The 12,850-nt window shown below is 71.1% G+C and carries 12 protein-coding genes and 1 other RNA gene; 9 read left to right on the top strand and 4 right to left on the bottom strand.

Annotated elements, in window-relative coordinates; translation table 11 throughout:
* Positions 1–191: 191 nt before the first annotated feature.
* Positions 192–773: an Rv3235 family protein gene (locus AB0B63_RS23695; RefSeq protein ID WP_357022273.1), complete on the bottom strand. Its 582-nt coding sequence runs from the start codon at positions 771–773 to the stop codon at positions 192–194.
* A 102-nt stretch (positions 774–875) separates the two neighbouring features.
* Positions 876–1,103: a helix-turn-helix domain-containing protein gene (locus AB0B63_RS23700; protein WP_067306191.1), complete on the bottom strand. Its 228-nt coding sequence runs from the start codon at positions 1,101–1,103 to the stop codon at positions 876–878.
* Between the two features lie 243 nt (positions 1,104–1,346).
* Between AB0B63_RS23700 and AB0B63_RS23705 the strand changes: the two genes are divergently transcribed.
* Positions 1,347–1,859 (top strand): hypothetical protein, encoded by a 513-nt coding sequence (locus AB0B63_RS23705; protein ID WP_208570343.1) that lies wholly within the window; start codon positions 1,347–1,349, stop codon positions 1,857–1,859.
* A gap of 6 nt (positions 1,860–1,865) precedes the next feature.
* Here AB0B63_RS23705 and AB0B63_RS23710 read toward each other — a convergent pair whose 3' ends face one another.
* Positions 1,866–2,867 carry a hypothetical protein gene (locus tag AB0B63_RS23710; protein ID WP_357022277.1) on the bottom strand — a complete coding sequence of 334 codons (1,002 nt, stop codon included), beginning with the start codon at positions 2,865–2,867 and terminating at the stop codon, positions 1,866–1,868.
* Positions 2,868–3,392: 525 nt separating this feature from the next.
* On the opposite strand from AB0B63_RS23710, the gene pruA reads away from it, so the two are divergent.
* The 8 genes from pruA to AB0B63_RS23750 all read left to right on the top strand — a co-directional run bounded on the left by pruA (position 3,393) and on the right by AB0B63_RS23750 (position 11,044).
* Positions 3,393–5,021 carry an L-glutamate gamma-semialdehyde dehydrogenase gene (gene pruA, locus AB0B63_RS23715; RefSeq protein ID WP_357022280.1) on the top strand — a complete coding sequence of 543 codons (1,629 nt, stop codon included), beginning with the start codon at positions 3,393–3,395 and terminating at the stop codon, positions 5,019–5,021.
* A 258-nt stretch (positions 5,022–5,279) separates the two neighbouring features.
* On the top strand, positions 5,280–5,795 hold the full coding sequence (locus AB0B63_RS23720; RefSeq protein ID WP_145918036.1) for a PadR family transcriptional regulator: 516 nt from the start codon (positions 5,280–5,282) through the stop codon (positions 5,793–5,795).
* Between the two features lie 64 nt (positions 5,796–5,859).
* Positions 5,860–6,981, top strand: a complete 1,122-nt coding sequence (gene prfB / locus AB0B63_RS23725; RefSeq protein ID WP_357022284.1) for a peptide chain release factor 2 — start codon at positions 5,860–5,862, stop codon at positions 6,979–6,981.
* Positions 6,982–7,099: 118 nt separating this feature from the next.
* A complete protein-coding gene (gene ftsE, locus AB0B63_RS23730) occupies positions 7,100–7,780 on the top strand; it encodes a cell division ATP-binding protein FtsE (RefSeq protein ID WP_030331491.1) in 681 nt (226 codons plus the stop codon).
* Between the two features lie 70 nt (positions 7,781–7,850).
* A complete protein-coding gene (ftsX, locus tag AB0B63_RS23735) occupies positions 7,851–8,726 on the top strand; it encodes a permease-like cell division protein FtsX (protein WP_208570347.1) in 876 nt (291 codons plus the stop codon).
* Positions 8,727–8,862: 136 nt separating this feature from the next.
* Positions 8,863–9,342, top strand: a complete 480-nt coding sequence (gene smpB / locus AB0B63_RS23740; protein WP_208570348.1) for an SsrA-binding protein SmpB — start codon at positions 8,863–8,865, stop codon at positions 9,340–9,342.
* Between the two features lie 104 nt (positions 9,343–9,446).
* Positions 9,447–9,822: a transfer-messenger RNA gene (ssrA, locus tag AB0B63_RS23745) on the top strand.
* Between the two features lie 247 nt (positions 9,823–10,069).
* Positions 10,070–11,044, top strand: coding sequence for a hypothetical protein (locus AB0B63_RS23750; RefSeq protein ID WP_357022289.1), 975 nt, complete (start codon positions 10,070–10,072; stop codon positions 11,042–11,044).
* A gap of 149 nt (positions 11,045–11,193) precedes the next feature.
* On the opposite strand, the gene mdlC is transcribed toward AB0B63_RS23750, so the two are convergent.
* Positions 11,194–12,789, bottom strand: coding sequence for a benzoylformate decarboxylase (gene mdlC, locus AB0B63_RS23755; protein WP_357022292.1), 1,596 nt, complete (start codon positions 12,787–12,789; stop codon positions 11,194–11,196).
* Between the last annotated feature and the right edge of the window lie 61 nt (positions 12,790–12,850).

A 12,850-nucleotide genomic window follows, 5' to 3' on the forward strand; every position in this document is an offset into this window, starting at 1 on the left:
ACACCTGCCGATGCCCGAACGTCAACACACCCGGCTTCGCCACCAGGACCTCCAACCCAACCCAAGATCAGTTGCACTGAAGCCTAGAAACCGCCTCTCCAGGAATGACCTAAACCTCTTGATCAACACGGCGGACTGGCTGTGGGGACTGCGGGGGAGGGGGTGGGGGTCTGGGGTGGGTGGGGTGGGGGTCAGATGACCTGGAGGGTGGTGCAGAGCCAGCTGCCTCGGCGGTGTTCCAGGCGGAGCGCCATCGCCCAGGTCCGACCAGCTGCGGCGACCACCACGGCCACCTCGACGGCTGCCGCGTGCGGTTCGAACACCCGCAGCCGGCGCAGGTGGACGGCGGGACGGGTGGAGCGCCGACGCACCGGCGGGGTACGCGACGCGGCGCGGGCGAGTTGTTCGCTCACCTCGGCGGTGTGCCCCGGCTCGACCAGTGTCCGGATCTGGCCGGGCGGCCGGTAACCGTTGAGGATTTCCAGGCAGGTGCCGACGAACCGGTGGGCCGCACGGGTCGCCTCGGGGGTGGCGGTGGCGGGCGGGGGCAGTGCCGGGGTGGCCGGATGTCCGGGGTGGGGTCGGGGGTCGGGCCGTCGGCCGGCCGGGCGACCGACGGGCGGTTGCCCGGTGCCGAACAGGTCGAGGGCGAGCTGGCCGGGCGGTCGGGGCCACAGATCCGGCACCTCGTCGACGTAGGGCGGGTCGGCGATGGGGGCGGGGCGCAACCGGATCGGTGGTCGGGTCGGCCCCGGACGGCGGGAGTCGGCCATCGCTGCACCCTCAATCCCTGCGTTTGCCTTCGTTTGCTTCCGACAGCGTCGATTGTCGACCACGGCAACGCCCAGGGTCAATGGCTCAGGGGGACGGGGCGATCACTCCGGGTCGCGGTCGGTGAGCGGGTTGCCTCGTACCCACTCGGCGGTCTCGGCGTACTTGAGCTGGATGTACTCCTCCAGCCGGGCGCGCTCCACCCGCCACTGACCCCGCCCGCCGATCTTGATGGCGGGCAGTTCGCCGCTGCGTACCATGTGATAGACCTGCGAATCTGAGACGTTCAGCTCGGCGGCCACGTCGGAGAGCAGGAGAAACCTCGGCTCCACGGAAACCCCTCGGCTTGACGTCGTTCGGATCAGTTTGCCACCGACAGCCTTCCCCGCCCAGCACCGGACCGTCCGCCCGGTGCGGCGTCTTCCACCGCAGCGCTGTGCGGTGTATGACGGTCTCGGCCGTCGGGTCCGCGCCCGTACCGCCCGTACGGCATGATCGGCGTTCGGGCGGGCGGTGCGGCCACGGTCCCGGGGGACGCGGCGAAACAGCCGGCACGGCAACGAGCGGGGGAGACGATGGCGGGCGACGAGCTGGTCCGGGTGTACGTGCCGGCGACCGTGCCGATGCTGGCCCTGCTGCGCGAGCGGGGACTGCCGGTCAGCGACGGGCACGCGGTCACCCCCACCCTGCGCGAGTGGTACGCCGAGGGCGACGAGGAGGAGCTGGAGTACGTCGCCTTCACCCGGGCCGCCCAGGACGCCCTGCAACTGTTGCGGGAGGACCCGGCCGCACCCCGACGGCGGGTGGTGGTCTCGGTCGACCTGCCCGGTGCCGCCGTCGGCCGGGGTGACGGCGAGCTGGGCTCCAGCGTGGTGGAGCTGGACGGGCCGGTGCCGGCGTCGGCCGTGGCCGCGCTGCACGTGGACGGGGACGAAGCGGTCGAGGACGTCACCGCCGCCGTCGACGTGGTGCACGAAGCGCTCGCCGGTGACCCGGACGCCCAGTTCACCGTCGACGGGGCCGAGGACCACGAGTTGGAGTGGTACGCCCCCTCCGAGTGGGAGTTGCTGCTGCGTACCGCCTCCTGACCCGGGTCAGTCCTCGACGGTCTCGGGGTCGTCGTCGCGGTGGGTCGGGCCGAGGGTGCGGCCGAAGAGAATCACCGAGGTCAACGCGCCCACGAAGAGCACCCAGATGCCGTTGTCGATCCGGGAGGTGCCCATGCTGGTCTGGGCCACCGCGTCCGCCTCGCTGAGCGCGCCGGCCAGGTCCAGCAGGGTCCGGCCGCCGATCCGGATGATCACCTCGGTGAGCAGCAGGAGCAGACCCGGACCGGCTCCGGCGAGCAGGTAGGCGGGCCAGCGTGGAGCAGGGGCGTCGGGGGCGCGGCGGACGGCCCGGCGGCGGGCCCAGCTGAGGTAGCCGAAGGCGAGCAGCCCGGCCAGCAGTCCGCCGAGCAGCGACTCGGTGCGGGAGACCCACTTCGCGGCACCGACCAGGGACGCCTGCGAGTCGTCCGCACCGAACAGGTCGAACAGCGGGTCGCGGGCCTGGCTGAACAGCACGACGAAGAGCAGGGTGCCGAGGGCGGCGGCGACCACCGCGCCGACCGGTGCCGGGGTACGCGCCCCGGCGATCGCCCCGCCGATGATGGCCGCCGCCGCGCTGGTGCCGGCGATGGTGTTGGTGGTGGCGTTGTCGGCGTAGGTCAGGTTGACGGCCAGGGCGGTGCCCAGCCCGACCAGCATGCCGGCCCCGAGCGCCGCCGCGAAGCGCAGTGCGGCGCGGTCGCCGAGCCGGCGGGCGGCCAGTTCGCTCGCGGCCAGCGCGACGGCCGTCCCGGCGACCAGCGCGGCGGAGATCACCCCGGGTAGGGCGAAGGCGGAGAGGGTGATCGCGGTGAGGCCGACCGCCGCCGAGTGGATCGCTTCCCGGGTGGACCACAGCATCGCGGCCAGCCACCCGAGCGCGAGCACCGCCAGCAGGGGCGTACCCGGGGCGTACCCCGCCGGTGCGGTGTGGGTCTCCCCGCCGCCCTGCCCGGTGTCGACCGTCCGTGCGGACGCCGCCGTGGAGCTGCCGGGCTGCTTGCTCATCGTCTCCCCTTCGACACCGCGCCACCCCGGCACCGGGAGGGCCTCTGATCGCTCGAACCAGGGTACGCGGGCTGACGGTGCGGTCCCTGGCTGGGCGCGGACCGTCCCCACGCCCGGCCGGGCAGCCGGAGGGGGCGGGTGGCACGGGCGGTGCGGCTGCGGTCTGCCCGTAGCGCCGCCGGCCCGCGCCGGTCCGGCCGGCCGGGCCCGCGCCGGTCCGCCCGGCCGGGCCCGGTCCGGTGTCCGGCGCTGCTGCCCTCCCGGTGCCGCCGCCGTCGGACCGCCCTGTCTTTCTGCTGATCGACGGAGGCTGTTTGATGCGAATCGTCGCCCTGAAGGTGTCGTGGCCTCGCGATCATCGGTGCGGGGCGGGCGGGGCGTGGTTCCGTCGGGGTCGGCGTGGGAGAATCCCCGGAGGTCCCGCCACCGCGCCAGGCACGCCGCGCGGTGTCCGGTGTCCGACCGTCCGGTCGGTGCCCGCGGGGCCGATTTCGCCGCCGCTGTCGAGATCGCCCAGGAGCTGTGATGGACGCCGTGTTCTCCGTACCCGAGCCGCACAACGAGCCGGTACGCACCTACGAGCCGGGCAGCGCCGACCGGGAGCGGCTGCAACGGCGGCTGACCGAGCTGGCCGCCGAGCGGATCGACCTGCCGATGACCATCGCCGGTGAGCAGCGGATGGCCGGTGGCGACCCGATCGACGTGGTGCAGCCGCACCGGCACGCGCACGTGCTCGGGGTCACCGGTCACGCCATCCACGACGACGCCCGCGCCGCCGTACGGGCCGCCAAGGACGCCGCGCCGATGTGGCGGGCGTTGCCGTTCGAGGAGCGGGCCGCGGTCTTCCTGCGCGCCGCCGAGCTGCTGGCCGGCCCGTGGCGGGACACCCTCAACGCGGCCACCATGCTCGGCCAGTCCAAGACCGCCGTGCAGGCGGAGATCGACGCGGCCTGCGAGTTCATCGACTTCCTCCGGTTCAACGTGCACTTCGCCCGGGAGTTGCTGGCGGCGCAGCCGAACTCGTCGCCGGGGGTGTGGAACCGGTTCGACCACCGCCCGCTGGAGGGCTTCGTCTACGCGGTGACCCCGTTCAACTTCACCGCGATCGCCGGCAACCTGCCGTCCGCGCCGGCCCTGCTCGGCAACACCGTGGTCTGGAAGCCGGGCCCCACCCAGCAGTTCGCGGCGCACTTCACCATGCGGCTGTTCGAGGCGGCCGGCCTGCCCCCCGGCGTGATCAACATGGTCACCGGGCGGGGCGAGGAGGTCTCCGACGTGGTGCTCGCCGACCCGGACCTGGCCGGCATCCACTTCACCGGCTCCACCAGGGTCTTCCAGCAGTTGTGGCGCACGGTCGGCGAGAACATCGCCGCCTACCGGGGCTACCCCCGGCTGGTCGGGGAGACCGGCGGCAAGGACTTCGTCGTCGCGCACCCCAGCGCCGACGTCGACGCCCTGCACACCGCGCTGATCCGGGGCGCCTACGAGTACCAGGGCCAGAAGTGCTCGGCCGCCTCGCGGGCGTACGTCCCCCGGTCGCTGTGGTCCGCTGGGCTGCGGGACCGGCTGGCCGCCACCGCCGACGCGTTGACCTACGGCGACGTGACCGACTTCGCCAACTTCGGCGGCGCGGTGATCGACGCCCGCGCGTTCGCCAGGCACACCGCCGCGCTGGACCTGATCGCCGGGGACGACAGCTGCCGGGTGCTGGCCGGGGGCACCGCCGACGACTCGGTCGGGTGGTTCGTCCGGCCGACGCTGTTCGAGTGCACCGACCTGGCCCACGAGACGTTCACCACCGAATACTTCGGGCCGATCCTCGGCGTGCACGTCTTCGACGACGCCAACTTCGACGACGTGGTCACCCAGGCCGAGTCCATCGCCCCGTACGCCCTGACCGGGTCGATCTTCGCCACCGACCGCCGGGTGGTCGACGCGGTGGCCGAGAAGATGCGGTACGCGGCCGGCAACTTCTACATCAACGACAAGCCGACCGGGGCGGTGGTCGGGCAGCAGCCCTTCGGCGGGGCCCGGGCCAGCGGCACCAACGACAAGGCCGGGTCGTGGCACAACCTGGTGCGCTGGATGTCGCCCCGGACGATCAAGGAGACGTTCGTGGCGCCGACCGACCACACGTACCCGCACATGGGGTGAACCGGCGACGACCGGCGGTGGCGGGTGATCCGGCCGCCGCCGGTCGGGGTCGCCCCGGGCGCGGGCGGCGCGGGACGGCCACACGCCGGCCACCACGGTCGGTGCACCCCAGGTCACCGCCGATGGCGTGGGCCAGTGGGCGGTCGGGGGCGGTCCTGGGAGCACTGTCGTCCGCCGACAGTGCACATTGGAAATCCTCCCGGGTGGCAAATCCGGAAATCCTGGACGCCGGGACGGCAAAGTGGCAGCTTAGAGGGCATGGCGGATTCCGGAGTCAACCCCACTGCGGCGGCCCTGCTGGGGTTGTTGCATGAGGGCCCGATGACAGGCGGCCAGCTGATGGCCGCCGCTGAGCGCCGACTGGCGCCGTACTGGTCGATGACACGCAGTCAGGTCTACCGTGAGTTGCCGGTCCTGGCGGAGCGTGGTTTCGTGCGGCTGGGCAAGCCCGGGCCGCGGATGAGTCAACCCTACGCGATCACGGCGGCGGGGAAGCGGACCTTCTCCCGATGGCTGGCGGAGAATCCCGGTCGGGACACCATCCGCAACCCGATCGCCCTGCGGATCGCGTTCGGCAACCTGCACTCGGCCAGCCAGCTCAAGAACCTCTACACCTCGGCCAACGAATACCACACCGAGGCCCTCGCGTACGTCCGGGAGCAGGTCAAGACCGCCAAGAAGGAGGGCGACGAGTACGACGCCAGCGCGCTGGAGTTCGCCGTCGCCTACCACAAGGCGGCGCTGTCCTGGCTCAAGACCGCCCCGGTCGGCTGATCATCGGCCCTGGTAGGTGGTGTGACGTGAGCGGACCGCCGCACGCACAGTACCCTTGTCTGTCGTGACCGCTGCCGATTACGCCGAACAGCTCAAGGAACTCGACGCGACCCTGCGCAACATCGAGGCGGTGCTCGACCTCGACCGCCTGCGGGAGGAGAAGGCCCGGCTGGAGGAGCAGGCGTCCGCGCCGGATCTCTGGGACGACCAGGCCAAGGCGCAGCAGGTGACCTCGCAGTTGTCGTACGTCAACGGCGAGATCAGCAAGCTGGGCAGCCTGCGGTCCGGGCTCGACGACGCGCGGGTGCTGCTGGAGTTGGCCGAGGACGAGTCCGACTCCGGGGTGTTGGGCGAGGTCGAGTCGGAGATCGCCACGCTGACCAAGGCCATCCAGGAGATGGAGGTCCGCACCCTGCTCTCCGGCGAGTACGACTCCCGGGAGGCGCTGGTCGCCATCCGGGCGGGCGCCGGTGGGGTGGACGCGGCCGACTTCGCCGAGATGCTGCTGCGGATGTACCTGCGGTGGGCGGAGCGGCACGGCTACCCGACGGAGGTCTACGAGACCTCGTACGCGGAAGAGGCCGGCCTGAAGTCCGCCACGTTCACCGTCAAGGTGCCGTACGCCTACGGCACGCTCAGCGTCGAGTCGGGCACCCACCGGCTGGTCCGGATCAGCCCGTTCGACAACCAGGGCCGCCGGCAGACCAGCTTCGCCGGGGTCGAGGTGCTGCCGGTCACCGAGCAGACCGACCACATCGACATCCCGGAGAACGAGATCCGGGTGGACGTCTACCGGTCGTCCGGGCCGGGTGGGCAGAGCGTCAACACCACCGACTCGGCGGTGCGGTTGACCCACATCCCCACCGGCATCGTGGTGACCTGCCAGAACGAGAAGTCCCAGCTCCAGAACAAGGCCTCCGCGATGCGGGTGCTCCAGTCCCGGCTGCTGGAGCGCAAGCGGCAGGAGGAGGAGGCGAAGCTGGCCGGCCTGAAGTCCGGCCACGCCCCCACCTGGGGCGACCAGATGCGCTCGTACGTGCTGCACCCCTATCAGATGGTGAAGGATCTCCGAACCGAGCAGGAGACCGGCAATCCGTCGTCGGTCTTCGACGGGGAGTTGGACAGCTTCATCGAGGCGGGTATCCGCTGGCGCAAGCAGCAGCAGCTCGCCAACGACGCTGCGTGATCGATCGTGAACGGGGCGCGTCGTCGATTCCGGGTTGACCGGGCGAATCGATGACGCGCCCCGCTTCGGCGGGGCGTGCCACTTGGCTCTGCGGTTACACCGCGTAGACTCACGACCCGTGATTCAGCTTGAGCAAGTGACGAAGACGTACCCGAAGGCGTCCCGGCCTTCGCTCGACAACGTGTCCGTCTCGATCGAGAAGGGCGAGTTCGTCTTCTTCATCGGGCCATCAGGCTCCGGCAAGTCCACGATCATCAAGATGCTGCTGCACGAGGTCGCCCCCAACAAGGGCCGGGTCGTCGTCAACGGCAAGGACGTCACCTCGATGCGGTCCTGGAAGCGACCCCACTTCCGGCGTTCCATCGGCTGCGTCTTCCAGGACTTCCGGCTGCTGCCGAACCGCACCGCCTACGAGAACGTGGCGTTCGCCCTGGAGGTGATCGGCAAGACCAAGGCGGTGGCCCGCCGGGTCGTGCCCGAGGTGCTGGAGTTGGTCGGGCTCGGTGGCAAGGAGCACCGGTACCCGCACGAACTCTCCGGCGGTGAGCAGCAGCGGGTCGCGGTCGCCAGGGCGTTCGTGAACCGTCCGCTGATCCTGCTGGCGGACGAGCCGACCGGAAACCTGGACCCGGACACCTCGATCGAGATCATGCGTTTGCTGGACCGGATCAACCGCACCGGTACGACCGTCGTGATGGTCACGCACGACTCCAACATCGTGAACCAGATGCGCCGTCGCGTCGTCGAGATCGAGAGTGGCCGCATCGTGCGCGACCAGGCCCGCGGCGTCTACGGGTGAGCCGGCGCTCCACCCCTGCCGTACGACCTGACGACGAACACCTCACGCCGGAGAGCCGGAGGAACACCCGATGCGGATAAAGTACGTCCTGTCCGAGGTACTGGTCGGACTGTGGCGCAACGTCACGATGACGATCGCGATGATCATCACGATGGCGGTCTCGCTGACCATGCTCGGCGCCAGCGGCCTGATGTACAAACAGGTCGGCGACATGAAGGACCTCTACTACAAGAACGTCGAAGTCTCGATCTTCCTGAAGACCGACGTCACCGAGCAGCAGCGCACCGACCTCGACGCCAAGTTGAAGGGCGACCCCCTGGTCAAGGAGGTCCTCTACGTCAACAAGGACGAGGCGTACAAGACGTTCAAGGAGATGTACCAGGACGCGCCCGACCTGGTGAACGTCGTGAAGCCCGACCTGCTCCCCGAGTCGTTCCGGCTGAAGCTGGTCAACCCGGAGCAGTACAAGAACATCTACGACCAGTACCAGGGCACCGAGGGTGTCGACGTGATCGTCGACCAGAGCCGGCTGCTGGACAAGATCTTCAACGTGCTCACCGCCATCCAGAACATCGCGCTGGCCGCCGCGGTGGTGATGGCCATCGCCGCGTTGCTGCTGGTGGCGAACACCATCCAGGTGGCCGCGTACAGCAAGCGGCGTGAGGTCGCGGTCATGAAGCTGGTCGGTGCGTCGAACTGGTTCATCCAGGCGCCGTTCGTGCTGGAGGCGGTGGTCGCCGGCCTGATCGGCTCGCTGCTGGGCCTGATCGCGCTGATCGGCGCCAAACAGCTGCTGTTCAGCGGTTCGTTGAAGGCGCTCGAAGGGCTGCTCTCGCCGATCCAGTGGTCGGACATCTTCCTGATGTTCCCGCTGATGGCCGGCGTCGGTGGCCTGATCAGCGCCGCCACCGCCTGGGTCACGCTCCGCTTCTACCTGCGGGTCTAGTCACCGCAGGGGTCGACATGCGGGCCCTCCCGCGCCGGGAAGAAACGGCGCGGGAGGGCCCTTGTCATTCGGGTAGCATGATTCCCGCTCACCGGCCGGTCGGTCGGTGAGCGTCAACGGAAAGGGGGTGCGCCGGATGCCACGGGAAAAGGGCCGCAAGGTCGTCGCCTCCAACAAGAAGGCCCGCCACGACTACGCCATCCTCGACACGTACGAGGCGGGCATGGCGCTGACCGGCACCGAGGTCAAGTCGCTGCGCGCCGGGCGGGCCTCGCTGGTCGACGCCTTCGCCCAGGAACGCGACGGCGAGCTGTTCCTGCACGGCATGCACATCCCGGAGTACACCCAGGGCACCTGGACCAACCACGAGCCCCGGCGTACCCGCAAGCTGCTGCTCAAGCGGTTGGAGATCGACAAGTTGATCGGCAAGACCCGTGAGGGTGGCCTGACCATGGTCCCGTTGCAGGTCTACTTCTCCGACGGCTGGGCCAAGGTCGAGATCGCCCTCGCCAAGGGCAAGAAGTCGTACGACAAGCGGCAGGACCTCGCCAAGCGGGACGCCGACCGGGAGATCGCCCGGGTGTCGGGTCGGCGCGGCAAGGGAATGGACGACTGATTCATCCTGTTTGCCCGGCTCGGCACGCCGGGCCGGGCCTCGGGATGAAACCCGTTGCGGTAGGCGTTAGTCTGGACAGTGCCGCCACATCGGTGGCCCGTCGAGGGGGTGACTGGTTTCGACTTCGTACGCAGCGACAGGGGAAGCGAGCCGAGGAAGCCGACGTCGTCTCGAGAATCGGTCGTCGGAAACTTATAAGCGCCAAGCAAAATCGCGCTGACTTCGCTCTCGCCGCCTGAGGCGAGTAGTGAGTCTGTCGGCCTGGGAACGCCTTCGTCCCAGTTAGCCGGCATCAGTTAGGAGGCTGGCCAACCGGACCCGGTCGCGGGGTCCGTGCGGCGAGATCAATCAGCGACTGGGCCCGTCACACCAACTTGCTCGCGTGAGCGGTGGGGCCGAGTAGAGGCATAGCGAGCTGCGCTCGGAGAAGCCCTGACAAACCGGCGAAGGACCCGGGTTCGATTCCCGGCACCTCCACCACACGATGCGCCCCGGTCCCCAGGACCGGGGCGCATCTCTCTCTTCCCACCCGGCCCTCTCCCCTCCCCCTCCCGCGCTCCCCGCGCGTCCCGCGCTCTCCCTCCGCCCCGTCTCGGTCGCGTTGATCAAGAAGTTTGCGTCATTTTTGGAGATCAACTTGACCCAAACCTCTTGATCAACGGGGGCGGGGCGGGGGGCGGGAGGGGGAGGGTGGGAACCGGGGGAGGGGGTGGAGCGTCACAGGGGTATGCGGCGACTTGTTGTGGTGGGGTGGGGGCTCGTGGTGGCGGTGGTGGGCGGGTGTGCGCCGGTAGGGTCGGTGCCGGGTGGGTCGGTGCCGGGTGGGGCCGGTGGGGCGGTCGGGGGTGATCCGGGGCGGCACCGGGAGGCGTTCGACGAGCGGGCCGCCGAGGTCGCGGGGGCGTGGCGGCCCGGGTCCGACTGGTCGAGTGGATACCTGCCGTTGCAGGACGCCACGGTGCTCACCGGGCAACCCGGCTTCACCGCCGACACCGAGATGGCCTTCCGTTCCGGTTGGTACCGCGACCAGATCCCGATGCCGACCGAGGTGCCCGCCGACGCGGCGATCCGCTTCCCGGACGGCGCACTGACCGTCCCGCTGATCAGCGCGGCCGAGGCGTACCGGCAACTGGACCAGGGGGACCCGCCACCGTGCGACGGGCGGCCCCGGGTGCCCCGGGCCGCCGCCCCGACGGCCGGCACCAGGCCGGACGATTCGGTCTCCACGCAGGCGGCCACAGCGTGCATCCCACTCACCGTCACCGGCGTGACGCTCGGCGAGGCCGAGGTACGCACCAGTCGGGGCGTCGCCGCCGTGCCAGCCTGGCTGTTCACCGTGGCCGAGTTGACCGCCCCGGTGGCCCGCCTCGCGGTAGCGGCCCGGGCGGTCGGCGCCGTGCCCGAGCCGGCTGCCCCGACCCGGCCCCTTCCGGGCGGCGTGGCCAGCGCCGATCGACTCCAACGCGTCGATCACGCCCGGTTGACGTACACGGTGAGCATGGGCGCCTGCGACACCGGGCCCACCGCCCTGGTGTGGGAGAGCGACGACGTGGTGGTGGTCGGCGGTGGAGTGCTCCAGGGCACCGGGGAGTGCGTCGACCTCGCGGTACTCAAACCGGTCACCGTGACCTTGACGACCCCCCTCGGCACCCGCCCGGTCCTCGACGTGGCAACCGGCCGCCCCCTCACCCTCACCCCCTGACCCACCCAACCCCACCCCCTCCCCGTCCACCCCCACCCAGCTGGGTTGATCAAGAGGTTTGGGTCAAGTTGATCTCCAAAAATGACGCAAACCTCTTGATCAACACGGGCGGGAGCGGGGTCGGGCGGGGTGGGTGGGAGGGTGGGGGGTTAGAGGAGTTTGGGAGGGGTGGGGTCGATCGGGGTGGACAGGAGGGTGGGGGTGTCGGCGTGGAGGGCTTCGGTCAGGGCGGGCGCGAGGTCGGGCAGGGCGTCGATGACGCGGGTGGCGCAGCCGTAACCGCGGGCGATGGCGGTGAGGTCCAGGCCCGGCAGGTCCAGCCCGGGCACGCCGGGAGTGGACTTCAACTCGGCGAACGCCTTGAGGATCGCGTACTGCTGGTTCACCGGGACCAGCACGACCACCGGCAGCCGTAGTCGCGCGGCGGTCCACAGTGCCTGCACCGAGTAGTGGAAGGAGCCGTCCCCGATCACCGCGACCACCGGCCGGCCCCGCCCGGTGTCCCGTTCGGCGAGGGCGATGCCGACGGCGGCCGGCAACCCGTAGCCGAGCCCGCCGCTGGCCATGGTGAAGTACGACGCCGGGCGGGTCACCGGGAGCCGGCGTCGCAGCGCCGCCAGGTTGGACGGTGACTCCTGCACCAGTACCCCGTCCGTGGGCCAGCAGGCGGCCAGGGCGGCGAAGAGCGCGTCCGCGTCGGGCGGGTCACCGAATTGTGGTGGTGACGGGGCCGGGCGGGGCGCGGGCGGGGGACGGTCGGCCGCCGGCAGCAGGTCCAGCAGCGCGGCCAGGGTCAGCCCGGCGTCACCGAGCAGGCTGTCGCCGACGGGGGCGCGGGCCGCCTCGTCCGCGTCGTCGGTGACGTGCAGCAGCCGCGCCCCGGGCGGCAGGTGGTCACCGGGCAGGTGCGGGTAGTAGCGGAACACCGGCGCACCGACCACCAGCACCACGTCGTGCCCGGTGAGTTTCTCGGCCAGCGGGGCGATCGCGTACGGCAGCACCCCCTGGTAGTGCGGGTGGTGCTCCGGGAAGGCGGCCCGCTCCGGTGCCGGCGCGGACCAGACCGGCGCGGCGAGCCGCTCCGCCACCGCCACCGCCACCGGCCAGCCGGCGGCCCGGTCCACCGCCGCGCCGAGCACCAACACCGGGTTGCGGCTGGCCGCCAGCAACGCGGCGAACTCCCGCAGCCGACGCGGGTCGGGGGCGAACCGGGTGGCCACCGTGCGCACCGGCGGCGGCGGGTCCGCCGGCTGCTGCCAGTCGTCCAGCGGCAGGGAGAGGTAGACCGGGCCGGCCGGGGGTTGGGCCGCCGTGGCGTACGCCCGCATGAACGCCGCCGGTACGTCCTGCGCCCGCGTCGGCTCGTGGCTCCACTTCACGTACGGCTGGGGCAGTTCGGTGGGGCGTCGGCTGGCCAGCCGGGGCTCCAGCAGCAGCATCTCCCGGCTCTGCTGTCCGGCGGTGACGATCAGCGGGGTCCGGTTGTGCCACGCGGTGACGAGATTGCCCATGGCGTTGCCGGTGCCCGGGGCGGTGTGCAGGTTGACGTGCGCCGGTCGGCCGGTGGCCTGGGCGTACCCGTCGGCCATCGCCACCGCCGACGCCTCGTGCAGGGCGTGCACGTAGTGGAAGTCGGCCGGGAAGTCCTGGAGGAACGGCTCCTCGGTCGAGCCGGGGTTGCCGAAGACCGTGGTCAGGTCGAGGGCCCGGAGCAGGTCGTAGGTGGTCTCCCGGACGGTCGCCATCGCCCCCGCCTCCGTGTCCCCGGCCCGGTGCCGCTGCTGCCGGGGCCGATGGTCCGCCGCC

The organism is Micromonospora sp. NPDC049081, assembly GCF_040648835.1.
In the GTDB taxonomy this organism is placed as follows: domain Bacteria; phylum Actinomycetota; class Actinomycetes; order Mycobacteriales; family Micromonosporaceae; genus Micromonospora; species Micromonospora antibiotica.